Source organism: Sporosarcina sp. FSL K6-3457, assembly GCF_038007285.1.
In the GTDB taxonomy this organism is placed as follows: domain Bacteria; phylum Bacillota; class Bacilli; order Bacillales_A; family Planococcaceae; genus Sporosarcina.
Window position 1 is genome coordinate 1,161,632 of the sequence record NZ_JBBOWX010000001.1, and the last position, 14,903, is coordinate 1,176,534.

7 protein-coding genes, 20 tRNA genes and 3 rRNA genes are annotated in these 14,903 nt (G+C 46.5%); 27 read left to right on the forward strand and 3 right to left on the reverse strand.

The annotated features are described in order from the left end of the window. Positions 1-32 precede the first annotated feature (32 nt). Positions 33-1,223 carry an ornithine--oxo-acid transaminase gene (locus tag N1I80_RS05605; RefSeq protein ID WP_340736940.1) on the forward strand — a complete coding sequence of 397 codons (1,191 nt, stop codon included), beginning with the start codon at positions 33-35 and terminating at the stop codon, positions 1,221-1,223. A gap of 175 nt (positions 1,224-1,398) precedes the next feature. Next, positions 1,399-2,643, forward strand: a complete 1,245-nt coding sequence (locus tag N1I80_RS05610; protein WP_340736941.1) for a Glu/Leu/Phe/Val family dehydrogenase — start codon at positions 1,399-1,401, stop codon at positions 2,641-2,643. Between the two features lie 51 nt (positions 2,644-2,694). Here N1I80_RS05610 and N1I80_RS05615 read toward each other — a convergent pair whose 3' ends face one another. After that, positions 2,695-2,931 (reverse strand): DUF378 domain-containing protein, encoded by a 237-nt coding sequence (locus N1I80_RS05615; RefSeq protein WP_340736942.1) that lies wholly within the window; start codon positions 2,929-2,931, stop codon positions 2,695-2,697. A 119-nt stretch (positions 2,932-3,050) separates the two neighbouring features. Here N1I80_RS05615 and N1I80_RS05620 point away from each other — a divergent pair, with 119 nt between their 5' ends. Continuing rightward, positions 3,051-4,214: an iron-containing alcohol dehydrogenase gene (locus tag N1I80_RS05620; protein ID WP_340736943.1), complete on the forward strand. Its 1,164-nt coding sequence runs from the start codon at positions 3,051-3,053 to the stop codon at positions 4,212-4,214. A 63-nt stretch (positions 4,215-4,277) separates the two neighbouring features. Here the strand turns inward: N1I80_RS05620 and N1I80_RS05625 are convergent, their stop codons facing one another. Both N1I80_RS05625 and N1I80_RS05630 read right to left on the reverse strand, forming a co-directional pair. Next, complete coding sequence (locus N1I80_RS05625; protein WP_340736944.1) at positions 4,278-5,279, reverse strand: cation diffusion facilitator family transporter; 1,002 nt, start codon at positions 5,277-5,279, stop codon at positions 4,278-4,280. Between the two features lie 12 nt (positions 5,280-5,291). Continuing rightward, positions 5,292-5,990 (reverse strand): MgtC/SapB family protein, encoded by a 699-nt coding sequence (locus tag N1I80_RS05630; RefSeq protein ID WP_340739975.1) that lies wholly within the window; start codon positions 5,988-5,990, stop codon positions 5,292-5,294. A gap of 146 nt (positions 5,991-6,136) precedes the next feature. Here N1I80_RS05630 and N1I80_RS05635 point away from each other — a divergent pair, with 146 nt between their 5' ends. The 24 genes from N1I80_RS05635 to N1I80_RS05750 all read left to right on the forward strand — a co-directional run bounded on the left by N1I80_RS05635 (position 6,137) and on the right by N1I80_RS05750 (position 14,703). Next, on the forward strand, positions 6,137-7,039 hold the full coding sequence (locus N1I80_RS05635) for a DMT family transporter (protein ID WP_340736945.1): 903 nt from the start codon (positions 6,137-6,139) through the stop codon (positions 7,037-7,039). A 498-nt stretch (positions 7,040-7,537) separates the two neighbouring features. After that, a 16S ribosomal RNA gene (locus N1I80_RS05640) occupies positions 7,538-9,094 on the forward strand. A 405-nt stretch (positions 9,095-9,499) separates the two neighbouring features. Continuing rightward, positions 9,500-12,432, forward strand: a 23S ribosomal RNA gene (locus N1I80_RS05645). Positions 12,433-12,620: 188 nt separating this feature from the next. Next, a 5S ribosomal RNA gene (rrf, locus tag N1I80_RS05650) occupies positions 12,621-12,736 on the forward strand. Together the 16S, 23S and 5S rRNA genes with 20 tRNA genes alongside form the textbook arrangement of a ribosomal RNA operon. Before the next feature lie 34 nt (positions 12,737-12,770). Then, a tRNA-Val gene (locus tag N1I80_RS05655) sits at positions 12,771-12,846 on the forward strand. 24 nt (positions 12,847-12,870) lie between these two features. Next, positions 12,871-12,946, forward strand: a tRNA-Thr gene (locus N1I80_RS05660). Between the two features lie 6 nt (positions 12,947-12,952). After that, a tRNA-Lys gene (locus N1I80_RS05665) sits at positions 12,953-13,028 on the forward strand. Between the two features lie 58 nt (positions 13,029-13,086). After that, a tRNA-Leu gene (locus tag N1I80_RS05670) sits at positions 13,087-13,168 on the forward strand. Positions 13,169-13,176: 8 nt separating this feature from the next. Next, a tRNA-Gly gene (locus N1I80_RS05675) sits at positions 13,177-13,251 on the forward strand. 7 nt (positions 13,252-13,258) lie between these two features. Beyond that, positions 13,259-13,347, forward strand: a tRNA-Leu gene (locus N1I80_RS05680). A 26-nt stretch (positions 13,348-13,373) separates the two neighbouring features. Continuing rightward, positions 13,374-13,450: transfer RNA gene (locus tag N1I80_RS05685), tRNA-Arg, on the forward strand. Positions 13,451-13,501: 51 nt separating this feature from the next. Next, positions 13,502-13,578: transfer RNA gene (locus N1I80_RS05690), tRNA-Pro, on the forward strand. Between the two features lie 35 nt (positions 13,579-13,613). Continuing rightward, a tRNA-Ala gene (locus N1I80_RS05695) sits at positions 13,614-13,689 on the forward strand. 22 nt (positions 13,690-13,711) lie between these two features. Beyond that, positions 13,712-13,785 (forward strand) — tRNA-Met (locus N1I80_RS05700). A gap of 7 nt (positions 13,786-13,792) precedes the next feature. After that, positions 13,793-13,869 (forward strand) — tRNA-Ile (locus N1I80_RS05705). 17 nt (positions 13,870-13,886) lie between these two features. After that, positions 13,887-13,979, forward strand: a tRNA-Ser gene (locus N1I80_RS05710). 56 nt (positions 13,980-14,035) lie between these two features. Next, positions 14,036-14,110: transfer RNA gene (locus N1I80_RS05715), tRNA-Met, on the forward strand. 3 nt (positions 14,111-14,113) lie between these two features. Beyond that, positions 14,114-14,189 (forward strand) — tRNA-Asp (locus tag N1I80_RS05720). A gap of 22 nt (positions 14,190-14,211) precedes the next feature. Then, positions 14,212-14,287 (forward strand) — tRNA-Phe (locus N1I80_RS05725). 6 nt (positions 14,288-14,293) lie between these two features. Beyond that, positions 14,294-14,367, forward strand: a tRNA-Gly gene (locus tag N1I80_RS05730). A 5-nt stretch (positions 14,368-14,372) separates the two neighbouring features. Beyond that, positions 14,373-14,449, forward strand: a tRNA-Ile gene (locus N1I80_RS05735). A gap of 1 nt (position 14,450) precedes the next feature. After that, positions 14,451-14,525 (forward strand) — tRNA-Asn (locus N1I80_RS05740). Between the two features lie 8 nt (positions 14,526-14,533). Beyond that, positions 14,534-14,624, forward strand: a tRNA-Ser gene (locus N1I80_RS05745). Between the two features lie 7 nt (positions 14,625-14,631). Then, positions 14,632-14,703 (forward strand) — tRNA-Glu (locus tag N1I80_RS05750). Positions 14,704-14,903 lie beyond the last annotated feature (200 nt).

Genomic DNA, 14,903 nt, shown 5'->3' on the forward strand with positions numbered 1-14,903 from the left:
ATTACATAACTTAACAAGGGGGAGGAAAACGTATGTCAGTATCAGAAAAAGTGATTGTACAGACGGAGAAATTTGGGGCGAATAACTATCATCCGCTACCAATCGTTATTTCAGAAGCACAAGGGGTTTGGGTGAAGGATCCAGAGGGTAATAAGTACATGGATATGCTATCTGCTTATTCAGCTGTTAACCAAGGCCATCGCCATCCAAAAATTATTCAAGCACTAAAAGATCAAGCCGATAAAGTAACATTGACTTCACGTGCTTTCCATAACGACCAACTCGGTCCGTGGTACGAAAAGATTTGTCAACTATCCGGTAAAGAAATGGCGCTTCCGATGAACACTGGTGCGGAAGCTGTTGAAACCGCTGTCAAGGCAGCACGTCGTTGGGCTTATGATGTGAAAGGAGTTGCAGAAGGTCAAGCAGAAATCATTGCTTGTATCGGTAACTTCCACGGTCGTACAATGACGGCTGTATCCCTTTCATCTGAAGCGGAATACAAGCGTGGATTCGGACCGATGCTTCCAGGTATTGACTTGATTCCATACGGTGATATTGCAGCACTTGAGGCAGCGATTACTCCGAATACAGCAGCATTCTTGATCGAACCGATTCAAGGGGAAGCAGGAATCATTATTCCACCAGCAGGCTTCATGAAAGCTGCACGTGACCTTTGTAAGCAACATAACGTTCTATTCATTGCAGACGAAATCCAAGCTGGCCTATGCCGTACTGGAAAAATGTTTGCTTGTGAATGGGAAGATATGGAGCCGGATATGTACATTCTTGGTAAAGCTTTGGGGGGCGGCGTATTCCCGATTTCCTGTGTTGTCGCAGACAAAGAAATACTCGGCGTCTTCAATCCAGGCTCACACGGATCGACATTCGGTGGTAACCCAATGGCATGTGCTGTATCTATCGCTTCTCTAGAAGTGCTAGAAGAAGAGGAATTAGCGAATAATTCACTTGAACTAGGAAACTATTTCATGGAAGAGCTAAAGAAAATTGCCCATCCGTCGATTAAAGAAGTAAGAGGACGCGGATTGTTTATCGGTGTTGAACTAACAGAAGCGGCACGCCCATATTGTGAGGCGTTCAAAGAACTTGGACTGCTTTGTAAAGAAACACATGATACAGTAATCCGTTTTGCACCACCACTCATCATCACAAAAGAAGAATTGGATTGGGCGCTTGAAAGAATCAAAAAAGTTTTTGCCTAATTGCGTTCAGATTTTTTGAGGTTAGTTCTCTTAAAAAGCTGTGCCATCCGCCGGAGGCTTTAATTTACTTCAGCTCTACTGCAGCAAATTAAATAATATATGCAAAAATCTTGTCTAATATGTTACAATATATTCAAACAAAACACATTATGAATCAAAGAGGCGAACCATTAAAATGACTGAAAACCTGAATCTGTTTACGTCTACACAAGATGTCATTAAAGATGCACTTGAGAAATTAGGCTATGATGAAGGAATGTACGAACTTTTAAAAGAACCACTTCGTATGGTCGAAGTCCGTATTCCAATCCGTATGGATGATGGCAAAGTAAAAGTGTTCAAAGGCTATCGTGGACAACATAATGATGCTGTTGGACCAACAAAAGGTGGCGTTCGTTTCCACCCGGAAGTGACAGCTGAAGAAGTAAAAGCACTTTCCATGTGGATGACATTGAAAGCTGGTATCGTTGACTTGCCATATGGCGGTGGTAAAGGTGCAATCATTTGTGATCCGCGCGAAATGTCAATGGGTGAGCTTGAGCGTTTAAGCCGTGGATACGTCCGTGCGCTAAGCCAAGTAATGGGACCTGCAAAAGATATTCCAGCTCCAGATGTCTTCACAAATGCGCAAATTATGGCATGGATGATGGATGAATATAGCCGAATTGACGAATTCAACTCACCGGGCTTCATTACAGGGAAACCGATTGTGCTTGGTGGATCACAAGGACGCGACCGCGCAACTGCAGAAGGTGTAACAATCATCATCGAAGAAGCGGCAAAACGTCGTGGAATCGATATGAAAGGTGCACGTATCGTAATCCAAGGATTCGGAAATGCGGGAAGCTTCCTATCTAAGTTCCTGAATGATGCGGGTGCGAAAGTTATTGGAATTTCTGATGCTTACGGTGCACTTCATGATCCTGATGGTCTTGATATTGATTACTTGCTAGATCGTCGTGATAGTTTTGGAACAGTAACAACACTTTTCGACAACACGATTACAAACCAAGAATTGCTTGAGCTTGATTGTGATATTCTTGTGCCAGCAGCAATTGCGAACCAAATTACTGAGAAAAATGCACATAATATCAAAGCTAAAATCGTTGTTGAGGCAGCAAACGGCCCAACAACTTCTGAAGGAACAAAAATCCTTACAGACCGTGGAATTCTCCTCGTTCCGGATGTTCTTGCAAGTGCTGGTGGTGTAACAGTTTCTTACTTCGAGTGGGTCCAAAATAACATGGGTTATTACTGGACAGAAGAAGAAGTTCGTGAAAAGATGACAAAAAAAATGGTTGACGCATTTGAAAATGTCTATACAGTCGCTGAAACGCGTAATATTGATATGCGTCTTGCTGCGTACATGATTGGTGTTCGTAAAACAGCGGAAGCATCTCGTTTCCGTGGTTGGGCGTAAATAGGGTCAAATAACTAAAAGGCATCTCCCGTTACTAGCGGGAGATGCCTTTTACACTTCTTTAGGTGTATGCATTCGGATGTCATTCCGATTGCGCTGATAATCAAATAGAAGCCCAAGATTGATCAGCCCCGAAATCCCGATAACTAAATAAATGAAGCGTGCCAATGGTTCGGCGGATCCGCCAGCCATCTGTGCAACGACATCAAAGCGGAATATGCCTGCAACACCCCAGTTGAGTGCACCGATAATGGTTATAGCGAGTGCTATTTTATGCACAATTCCCATCTATTCGCACCTCCTAGGCTTACTATTCCCAGTTGCTTTATTTTCATACCTGCGTCATTAATTTTGCAAAATAGCCATTGGTTTCGGATAATGAAGAGATAAGAAGGAGGTCATTTATAATGAATAAATTTGAATTTTATAATCCAGTCAAGCTTATTTTTGGAAAAGGTCAATTGCAAAAACTACCAACAGAGCTTGTGAGTTTTGGGAAAAAGGTACTTGTTGTCTACGGAGGTGGCAGTATTAAGCGTAATGGTCTTTATGATGAAGTGATGACGATTTTACATGATCTTGGTATGGAAGTACATGAACTTTCAGGAGTAGAACCGAATCCGCGTGTTTCAACAGCTCGTAAAGGTGCAGCAATTTGTAAGGAGCATGGTATCGATGTCATCTTGGCAGTGGGAGGCGGGTCAGTCATAGATTGTACGAAGCTGATTGCTGTGGCAGCGAAATACGAGGGAGATGCATGGGATTTTGTTGTGAAAAAGGCTTCTCCGAAGGATGCACTGCCATTTGGTACAGTTTTGACACTTGCGGCAACAGGTTCTGAAATGAATAGAGGCTCTGTGATTACAAATGAAGAAACACAGGAGAAATATGGTTGGGGGAGTCCATTTAGTTATCCTCAATTCTCTATTTTGGATCCGACATACACATTATCAGTTCCGAAAGACCACACTGTCTACGGAATTGTTGATATGATGTCTCATGTTTTTGAACAATATTTTCATAACGCTAATAATACGCCTGTTCAGGATGAGTTATGTGAAGGGGTTTTACGTGCGATTATGGAGGCAGGTCCTAAACTCGTTGAAAACTTGGATGACTATGATCTACGGGAGACAATTTTATTCGCAGGGACATGGGGCTTAAATGGTTTTCTGCAAATGGGCCATAATGGTGATTGGGCATCGCATGATATTGAGCATGCGGTATCTGCGGTCTATGATATCCCGCATGCGGGTGGACTTGCGATACTATTCCCTCAGTGGATGCGTTATAATGTCCATGTCAATCCGGCGAGATTTGCTAAACTAGCCGTCAATGTCTTTGGGGTTAATCCTGAAGGGAAGAGTGATGAGGAAATCGCATTTGAAGGAATTGAAAATCTTAGAACGTTCTGGACATCTATCGGTGCACCGAAAACGCTTAGGGATTATAGTATTGATGATTCAAAACTGGTGCTCATGGCTGAAAAAGCAACGGTCAATGGAACGCTTGGGAATTTTGTTAAGTTAGATAAAGAAAATGTGTTAGCAATTTTGAAAGCTTCATTATAAGAGAACTGTAATTGAATGAAAAAAGATCACTTCTGGAGAACCTCTCCAAAGTGATCTTTTTTGTTATTTGGGTAGTTTGGAACTAAATTGCTGTTCCGCCCGAGGAGGATTTACTTTCTGCCAGGTCGAAACGCCATCGTCCTCATCAAAAGAAATGAGGACGTCTTGTACACCTTTTTGCTGAAGGATCAGATCCAATAGTCGATCGCGAACATCATCGATATAGGCAACTGTGTGAGAAGGATCTACTTCTGCAACGACTTCAACATGAAGAAATTCTCCTTCCTTAACGACTTCAACCCGTTGGATATCCTTCACATCAGGGTCTTCCGCAACAAGGTGGGCGATGTGGGTAAGCATTTCCTCGTCTGTTTCCCCGATAGCCCCACGTGCGTTTTCTAGAAATACTTTACCGACCACATAAAACATCATGAGTCCGATAGCGATAGAAGCAATCCCCTCTGCAACAAGCAATCCAAAGAAGTGGGCGAATAGTACAGCAACAAATGCAAGGATGCCACCCACTGTAGCAACCAAATCTTCCATAAAGACAAGTTTTGTTGCAGGTTTAGCTCGATTGAGGTGCTTGAAACTTGTAGTAATTGGTGCTAGTCCGCCTTTGTCAATTTCAGCCTCATGAAGAATTTCCTTCCCGGCTTTATATAAAACAAAAAATTCAAGAGCGATTGCAATTCCAAGAACGGACAGGTTAAGCACCAATCCACTCGATTTAACTGGATTTAGTATATGATGCCATCCACCGATAATTGCTTCGTAGGACATAATGGCGACAACAATGACGGCGCCAAGACAAACTAAATTGACGACACGGCCAAACCCATTCGGAAATTTAGGTGTTGGGGCTTTTTTGGATAGGGCAGATCCAATGTAGACAAAGAATTGATTGGCGGCATCACCGAGAGAGTGGAGCATTTCCGCAAACATTGCAATATTTCCGGTTAGGAAGAAGGCAATCGCTTTTAAAATGGCGATTACTGTATTAACGATTGCTGCAAGTAGGGAAGGTTTGTTACCTTCTTTTAAGAGTGTGAGTATTTCTTTCATGATATTCCTCCATTATGGAAAGATTTCTATTTCGACTGATTCAATATAGGGAAGCGTCGTTAACTCGATATATAATTTTGTGGTAGGTTTTTTGGGGAGTGCAGAAAGTCGAAAATCCAGTTCATGATGCAATTGGTTAGTGCTAGTTGTGATTTGCCGAATCCGTAAATTCTCAATCACCATACCCTCTGTTTTTAAATAAGCAATGAGGTCTTCGATTTTTGCTTTATCCGATAAAATAACAATGAAAGCAGCCTCCTTTGTACGAAGTCGTTTTGGGCCGAATTTACCGAGTGCAGGTGCGATTATTTCAATGACGAACATGACACTCAAAACTGTAAATGCGGCTTCAATATAAAAACCTGCTCCGACCGCAATCCCGATACTTGCTGCGCCCCAGATCATCGCCGCGGTTGTCAGCCCAGTAATATTATCATTATCCCTACGTAATATAGCCCCGGCCCCAAGGAAACCAATTCCACTCACGATCTGTGCAGCAAGGCGAAGTGGGTCCATCGTTACGTTAATATCATTGCGTGCAGGCACAAGATAAGCGGCTTCGATGGAGATAATTGTTAGCAGGCAGCTAAAGGTTGCAATAACCGCACTGGTCTTCAATCCAATGGGTTTCTTCTTTATTTCCCTTTCTACACCAATCACTAAACTCAAAGCGAGTGCAAGAAGAATTTTAATTAATACCTCGGGATACATCGCTTCATTCGCAATCCACACCACTAACCTTCCCCCTCCAACATCGTAATGTTCTTTCTGATTAACCATGTTATACTAACTACTATTCTTATTGCCATAAACAATAAGAATATAACCAAATTATCCTTGAAAGAGGTGTGTTCTAAATGGAAAGACCTTCAATACATCCTTATATCCCGATTATCATCGGTGTAATATCTGTAGCCCTTTCTGCAATCTTCGTCAAACTTGCAACAGCTGATGCAGGAGTGATCGCTTTTTATCGGATGTTATTCTCTGTTCTTCTAATGTTGCCGATTTATCTCCTTAAATATAGGAGGGAAGTTCTGACCCTCGGCAAAAAAGATTGGATATTTTCCGCGATTGCTGGTGTGTTTTTAGCATTCCACTTTATTCTATGGTTTGAATCTTTAAATTACACCTCGGTGGCCAGTTCAACAGTTCTTGTGACGCTACAGCCGATATTTGCTTTCGTTGGAACGTATTTCTTCTTTAAAGAGAAACTGTCGTTCAAAACAATATTATCAGCAGTCATCGCTATCACAGGAAGTGTGATCATTAGCTGGGGAGACTTTATGTTAAGTGGCACCGCTTTATATGGAGATATGTTGGCACTTGCTGGGTGTGCATTGATTACGGCTTATCTATTGTTTGGGCAAGATGTGCGAAAACGTCTCTCTCTTATTACTTATACGTTTGTTGTATACTCAATCAGTACAATCACGCTGTTTTTTTATGTCCTCATTAAGGGGGAGTCATTTGGTCCTTATCAAGGATCAGATTGGTTCTGGTTTTTCATGCTCGCACTCATTCCGAATTTATTGGGACATACATTATTCAACTGGGCTATCAAATGGGTAAGTACAAATGTGATATCGATTGCCATCTTATTCGAACCTGTTGGAGCGGCCATCCTGGCATTCTATGTATTCAATGAAACATTAGTTACGTCTCAAATTATCGGTGGATTAGTTGTCATAGCGGGGATTTTGTTGTTTGTCATTGATGGGAATAAATTGCGGGAAAAACTTTTTTCGAAAAAGACTTGATTTTTTATAACATTGTATTGTATATTAGTACATGTCCTCCGGGAGCGAGACACAACGAAAAAGAAGTTAGAATTAGTTGTTGACTCGTTCAGGAAGAGATGTTATAGTAATAAACGTTGCTCCTCGAACGTGATGAAAACAGCAAAAAGAAATTAAAAATAGTTGTTGACATGAGGAACGCGAATTGATATGATATAAAAGTTGCTTACGAAATAACAGCGACGAACAATATCAACATGAACCTTGAAAACTGAACAGCAAAACGTCAATGAAATACAGCAAGAGTGCTAGCGCACTTGAGCAAACACATGACATTATTAATTTAATGCCAGCAAAGAAACTCGAGCTATTCAAGTTTCTCTTATTTTACAGCTGGTGGACGAGACGTAGTGCAGTGCTAGGAGACGAGCGAGTAAAAGAGGGAGCGTGCTTTTGGGCACGTGACCGATTGAACGAACGAAGTCGACAACGCAATGTGCTGCGTATCGTCCGCCAGGTATTATGGAGAGTTTGATCCTGGCTCAGGACGAACGCTGGCGGCATGCCTAATACATGCAAGTCGAGCGGACGTTTCAGAGAGCTTGCTCTTTGAAACGTTAGCGGCGGACGGGTGAGTAACACGTGGGCAACCTGCCCTACAGATGGGGATAACTCCGGGAAACCGGGGCTAATACCGAATAATCAGTTGGTTCGCATGAACCAACTCTGAAAGACGGCATCTCGCTGTCACTGTAGGATGGGCCCGCGGCGCATTAGCTAGTTGGTGGGGTAATGGCCTACCAAGGCGACGATGCGTAGCCGACCTGAGAGGGTGATCGGCCACACTGGGACTGAGACACGGCCCAGACTCCTACGGGAGGCAGCAGTAGGGAATCTTCCACAATGGACGAAAGTCTGATGGAGCAATGCCGCGTGAGCGAAGAAGGTTTTCGGATCGTAAAGCTCTGTTGTAAGGGAAGAACACGTACGGGAGTAACTGCCCGTACCTTGACGGTACCTTATTAGAAAGCCACGGCTAACTACGTGCCAGCAGCCGCGGTAATACGTAGGTGGCAAGCGTTGTCCGGAATTATTGGGCGTAAAGCGCGCGCAGGCGGTCCTTTAAGTCTGATGTGAAAGCCCACGGCTCAACCGTGGAGGGTCATTGGAAACTGGGGGACTTGAGTACAGAAGAGGAAAGCGGAATTCCACGTGTAGCGGTGAAATGCGTAGAGATGTGGAGGAACACCAGTGGCGAAGGCGGCTTTCTGGTCTGTAACTGACGCTGAGGCGCGAAAGCGTGGGGAGCAAACAGGATTAGATACCCTGGTAGTCCACGCCGTAAACGATGAGTGCTAAGTGTTAGGGGGTTTCCGCCCCTTAGTGCTGCAGCTAACGCATTAAGCACTCCGCCTGGGGAGTACGGCCGCAAGGCTGAAACTCAAAGGAATTGACGGGGACCCGCACAAGCGGTGGAGCATGTGGTTTAATTCGAAGCAACGCGAAGAACCTTACCAGGTCTTGACATCCCACTGACCGGTGTAGAGATACGCCTTTCCCTTCGGGGACAGTGGTGACAGGTGGTGCATGGTTGTCGTCAGCTCGTGTCGTGAGATGTTGGGTTAAGTCCCGCAACGAGCGCAACCCTTGATCTTAGTTGCCAGCATTCAGTTGGGCACTCTAAGGTGACTGCCGGTGACAAACCGGAGGAAGGTGGGGATGACGTCAAATCATCATGCCCCTTATGACCTGGGCTACACACGTGCTACAATGGATGATACAGAGGGTTGCCAACCCGCGAGGGGGAGCCAATCCCATAAAATCATTCCCAGTTCGGATTGGAGGCTGCAACTCGCCTCCATGAAGCCGGAATCGCTAGTAATCGTGGATCAGCATGCCACGGTGAATACGTTCCCGGGTCTTGTACACACCGCCCGTCACACCACGAGAGTTTGTAACACCCGAAGTCGGTGGGGTAACCCTTACGGGAGCCAGCCGCCGAAGGTGGGACAGATGATTGGGGTGAAGTCGTAACAAGGTAGCCGTATCGGAAGGTGCGGCTGGATCACCTCCTTTCTAAGGAATTATTCGGAATGTAGACCCTTGGGGTCTGCACAAAAAGGGTAAACTATTTTATCGCATAGCGCGATAAAAAGTCCTATTGACGTTTTGCGTTCAGTTTTGAAGGTTTATCTTTTATAGATACAACTTCAAAACTTGTTCATTGAAAACTGGATAAAACGACATTGATAGTAACAAATCAAGAATCAACCAAATCATAAATAACTTGTTATTTATGATTGCAATACCTTTTTACGATTATTGAAGCATATCGCTATGCAACAATAATCACCTGAGGGTTTCAAGACGCAAGCAGTGCTAGGAAGCAAGTGAATGAACACCGGAGCGTGCTTTTGGGCACGTGAGGATGTGAATGAGCGCGCTGACAACGCAATGCGCAGTGTATTGAAAGCCGTTTAAGGTTAAGTTAGAAAGGGCGCATGGCGGATGCCTTGGCACTAGGAGCCTAAGAAGGACGGCACTAACACCGATATGCTCCGGGGAGCTGTAAGTAAGCTTTGATCCGGAGATTTCCGAATGGGGAAACCCACTACCCATAATGGGGTAGTACGTTTACGTGAATACATAGCGTAAACGAGGCAGACCCGGAGAACTGAAACATCTAAGTATCCGGAGGAAGAGAAAGAAACATCGATTCCCTGAGTAGCGGCGAGCGAAACGGGAAAAGCCCAAACCAGGAAGCTTGCTTCCTGGGGTTGTAGGACACTCTATACGGAGTTACAAAGGAATGGATTAGGCGAAGCGACCTGGAAAGGTCCGCCGTAGCGGGTAAAAGCCCCGTAGTCGAAAGTCCATTCTCTCCAGAGTGTATCCTGAGTACGGCGGAACACGTGAAATTCCGTCGGAATCCGGGAGGACCATCTCCCAAGGCTAAATACTCCCTAGTGACCGATAGTGAACCAGTACCGTGAGGGAAAGGTGAAAAGCACCCCGGAAGGGGAGTGAAATAGATCCTGAAACCATGTGCCTACAAGTTGTCAGAGCCCGTTAATGGGTGATGGCGTGCCTTTTGTAGAATGAACCGGCGAGTTACGATTCCATGCAAGGTTAAGCAGTGAATGCGGAGCCGCAGCGAAAGCGAGTCTGAATAGGGCGAATGAGTATGGGGTCGTAGACCCGAAACCAGGTGATCTACCCATGTCCAGGGTGAAGGTAAGGTAACACTTACTGGAGGCCCGAACCCACGTATGTTGAAAAATGCGGGGATGAGGTGTGGGTAGCGGTGAAATTCCAATCGAACCTGGAGATAGCTGGTTCTCTCCGAAATAGCTTTAGGGCTAGCCTCAAACTTAAGAATCTCGGAGGTAGAGCACTGTTTGGACTAGGGGCCCATCCCGGGTTACCGAATTCAGACAAACTCCGAATGCCGATGATTTATGTTTGGGAGTCAGACTGCGGGTGATAAGATCCGTAGTCGAGAGGGAAACAGCCCAGACCACCAGTTAAGGTCCCCAAGTATTCGTTAAGTGGAAAAGGATGTGGCGTTGCCCAGACAACCAGGATGTTGGCTCAGAAGCAGCCATCATTTAAAGAGTGCGTAATAGCTCACTGGTCGAGTGGCGCTGCGCCGAAAATGTACCGGGGCTAAACGAATCACCGAAACTGTGGATTGACACCTTTGGTGTCAGTGGTAGGAGAGCGTTCCAAGGGCGTCGAAGCTAGACCGTAAGGACTGGTGGAGCGCTTGGAAGTGAGAATGCCGGTATGAGTAGCGAAAGAAGGGTGAGAATCCCTTCCACCGAATGCCCAAGGTTTCCTGAGGAAGGCTCGTCCGCTCAGGGTTAGTCAGGACCTAAGTCGAGGCCGAAAGGCGTAGACGATGGATAACAGGTTGATATTCCTGTACCACCTCCCCGCCGTTTGAGTAATGGGGGGACGCAGTAGGATAGGGTGAGCGCACTGTTGGTTATGTGCGTCTAAGCAGTAAGGTGTGGAATGAGGCAAATCCCGTTCCTATAACATTGAGCTGTGATGGCGAGGAGATTTATCTCCGGAGTCCCTGATTTCACGCTGCCAAGAAAAGCCTCTAGCGAGGCGGGAGGTGCCTGTACCGCAAACCGACACAGGTAGGCGAGGAGAGAATCCTAAGGTGATCGAGAGAACTCTCGTTAAGGAACTCGGCAAAATGACCCCGTAACTTCGGGAGAAGGGGTGCTCTGGTAGGGTGTTAAAGCCCGAGAGAGCCGCAGTGAATAGGCCCAGGCGACTGTTTAGCAAAAACACAGGTCTCTGCAAAACCGTAAGGTGAAGTATAGGGGCTGACGCCTGCCCGGTGCTGGAAGGTTAAGAGGAGAGGTCAGCGCAAGCGAAGCTTTGAATTGAAGCCCCAGTAAACGGCGGCCGTAACTATAACGGTCCTAAGGTAGCGAAATTCCTTGTCGGGTAAGTTCCGACCCGCACGAAAGGCGTAACGATCTGGGCACTGTCTCAACGAGAGACTCGGTGAAATTATAATACCTGTGAAGATGCAGGTTACCCGCGACAGGACGGAAAGACCCCGTGGAGCTTTACTGTAACCTGATATTGAATTCCGGTGCAGCCTGTACAGGATAGGTAGGAGCCTAAGATTCCGGAGCGCCAGCTTCGGAGGAGGCGTTGGTGGGATACTACCCTGGCTGTATTGGACTTCTAACCCATGCCCCTTATCGGGGCAGGAGACAGTGTCAGGCGGACAGTTTGACTGGGGCGGTCGCCTCCTAAAGAGTAACGGAGGCGCCCAAAGGTTCCCTCAGAATGGTTGGACATCATTCGTAGAGTGCAAAGGCATAAGGGAGCTTGACTGCGAGACCTACAAGTCGAGCAGGGTCGAAAGACGGGCTTAGTGATCCGGTGGTTCCGCATGGAAGGGCCATCGCTCAACGGATAAAAGCTACCCCGGGGATAACAGGCTTATCTCCCCCAAGAGTCCACATCGACGGGGAGGTTTGGCACCTCGATGTCGGCTCATCGCATCCTGGGGCTGTAGTCGGTCCCAAGGGTTGGGCTGTTCGCCCATTAAAGCGGTACGCGAGCTGGGTTCAGAACGTCGTGAGACAGTTCGGTCCCTATCCGTCGCGGGCGCAGGAAATTTGAGAGGAGCTGTCCTTAGTACGAGAGGACCGGGATGGACACACCGCTGGTGTACCAGTTGTCTTGCCAAAGGCATCGCTGGGTAGCTATGTGTGGACGGGATAAATGCTGAAAGCATCTAAGCATGAAGCCCCCCTCGAGATGAGATTTCCCATTACGCAAGTAAGTAAGTTCCCTCAAAGAAGATGAGGTTGATAGGTCTGGGGTGGAAGCACGGTGACGTGTGGAGCTGACGGATACTAATCGAACGAGGACTTAACCTTATAGTAAAAAGGGCAGGTTGGCCCTGATTTGTGAACTATGGAAGACTATTTTAGCTGAAATACGCTAAAAAGTCTTAATGTCTCTTTTATTCAGTTTTGAGCGAATAAGTACCGTTCATAAAAAAGTACTTGCAAATCTCAAAAGATTTGATATAATGAGTATTGTCTTTGAGAAAAGGACATGCAGGTCTGGTGACGAAGGCGAAGAGGTCACACCCGTTCCCATCCCGAACACGGAAGTTAAGCTCTTCAGCGCCGATGGTAGTTGGGGGTTTCCCCCTGCAAGAGTAGGACGTCGCCGGACCTGTACAATTCATTACATACAGCACTTTTACCCAGGAGGATTAGCTCAGCTGGGAGAGCACCTGCCTTACAAGCAGGGGGTCGGCGGTTCGAGCCCGTCATCCTCCACCATTATTTTATAATGAATACACTTTAGCCGGTGTAGCTCAACTGGTAGAGCAACTGACTTGTAATCAGTAGGTTGAGGGTTCAAGTCCTTTCGCCGGCACCACTTTTCGAGCCATTAGCTCAGTTGGTAGAGCATCTGACTTTTAATCAGAGGGTCGCAGGTTCGAATCCTGCATGGCTCACCATTTTTCATGATTATGTTTCATGAAAAAAGAATGGAATTTAATTCCTACTATATATAATGCGGGTATGGCGGAACTGGCAGACGCGCTAGACTTAGGATCTAGTGCCTTCGGGCGTGGGGGTTCGACTCCCTTTACCCGCACTTATAATGCGGAAGTAGTTCAGTGGTAGAATACGACCTTGCCAAGGTCGGGGTCGCGGGTTCGAATCCCGTCTTCCGCTCCAATTCTTTGCCGGGGTGGCGGAACTGGCAGACGCACAGGACTTAAAATCCTGCGGTAGGTGACTACCGTACCGGTTCGATTCCGGTTCTCGGCACCAATATCGTAAACTAAATGTATTTATATGCGCTCGTAGCTCAATTGGATAGAGCACCTGACTACGGATCAGGAGGTTGTGGATTCGACTTCTGCCGGGCGCACCATTAAAAGTTTTCACTGACACGAAGTGTTATGAAAGTAGTTAAAATTTGACACGGGAAGTAGCTCAGCTTGGTAGAGCACTTGGTTTGGGACCAAGGGGTCGCAGGTTCGAATCCTGTCTTCCCGACCATTAAGTTATGCGAGTAGTAATACCCATTAATTCATGGGGCCTTAGCTCAGCTGGGAGAGCGCCTGCCTTGCACGCAGGAGGTCAGCGGTTCGATCCCGCTAGGCTCCACCAAAACAACTTGTATAAAGATCCTGGCGGCGTAGCTCAGCTGGCTAGAGCGTACGGTTCATACCCGTAAGGTCGGGGGTTCGATCCCCTCTGCCGCCATCTTAAAGGACCTTTAGCTCAGTTGGTTAGAGCAGACGGCTCATAACCGTCCGGTCGCAGGTTCGAGTCCTGCAAGGTCCACCAGTACTATATGTTTATGTGGAGGTATACCCAAGTTCGGCTGAAGGGAACGGTCTTGAAAACCGTCAGGCGGGTTAAACCGCGCGGGGGTTCGAATCCCTCTACCTCCTCCATTTTATGAGATGGTGAACTGTACTGAAGAGAGTAATAAGGTTGTAAATATTGTTATCGCGGGGTGGAGCAGTGGTAGCTCGTCGGGCTCATAACCCGAAGGTCGCAGGTTCAAATCCTGCCCCCGCAACCAAATGGTCCCGTGGTGTAGCGGTTAACATGCCTGCCTGTCACGCAGGAGATCGCCGGTTCGATCCCGGTCGGGACCGCCATTTTTTAAGTAGTACATAATGTGGCTCAGTAGCTCAGTCGGTAGAGCAAAGGACTGAAAATCCTTGTGTCGGCGGTTCGATTCCGTCCTGAGCCACCATCTTATGCGGATGTAGTTTAGTGGTAAAACCTCAGCCTTCCAAGCTGATGATGAGGGTTCGATTCCCTTCATCCGCTCCAAATTAGGGCCTATAGCTCAGCTGGTTAGAGCGCACGCCTGATAAGCGTGAGGTCGGTGGTTCGAGTCCACTTAGGCCCACCATTCCGCAGTAGCTCAGTGGTAGAGCAATCGGCTGTTAACCGATCGGTCGTAGGTTCGAGTCCTACCTGCGGAGCCAATTTATACGGGGAAGTACTCAAGTGGCTCAAGAGGTGCCCCTGCTAAGGGTATAGATCGCGAAAGCGGTGCGAGGGTTCGAATCCCTCCTTCTCCGCCATATAGTTGGCCCCTTGGTCAAGCGGTTAAGACACCGCCCTTTCACGGCGGTAACACGGGTTCGAATCCCGTAGGGGTCATACAAAAAAGCTAGATTGTAAGTTCTTAATGGACTTATGACCTAGCTTTTTTATGTCTTAAGAAACTATAAAATCTCGTACTGTGGATAAGTTGAAATAAGGATACCCCGTCTTGAAGAATAAGTAAGTACATAATTACTGATAGTGAAAGCGACATCCCAGAGCTTCAACACTCGGGAGGTCGCTTTTTATAGTTTAGT

Bases quoted from the DNA above. Each gene is read 5' to 3' on its own strand.
- N1I80_RS05605 (WP_340736940.1), top strand. From the start codon at position 33: ATGTCAGTATCAGAAAAAGTGATTGTACAGACGGAGAAATTTGGGGCG.
- N1I80_RS05615 (WP_340736942.1), bottom strand. From the start codon at position 2,931: ATGGGAATTGTGCATAAAATAGCACTCGCTATAACCATTATCGGTGCA.
- N1I80_RS05635 (WP_340736945.1), top strand. From the start codon at position 6,137: ATGGAAAGACCTTCAATACATCCTTATATCCCGATTATCATCGGTGTA.
- N1I80_RS05625 (WP_340736944.1), bottom strand. From the start codon at position 5,279: ATGAAAGAAATACTCACACTCTTAAAAGAAGGTAACAAACCTTCCCTA.
- N1I80_RS05630 (WP_340739975.1), bottom strand. From the start codon at position 5,990: ATGTATCCCGAGGTATTAATTAAAATTCTTCTTGCACTCGCTTTGAGT.
- N1I80_RS05610 (WP_340736941.1), top strand. From the start codon at position 1,399: ATGACTGAAAACCTGAATCTGTTTACGTCTACACAAGATGTCATTAAA.
- N1I80_RS05620 (WP_340736943.1), top strand. From the start codon at position 3,051: ATGAATAAATTTGAATTTTATAATCCAGTCAAGCTTATTTTTGGAAAA.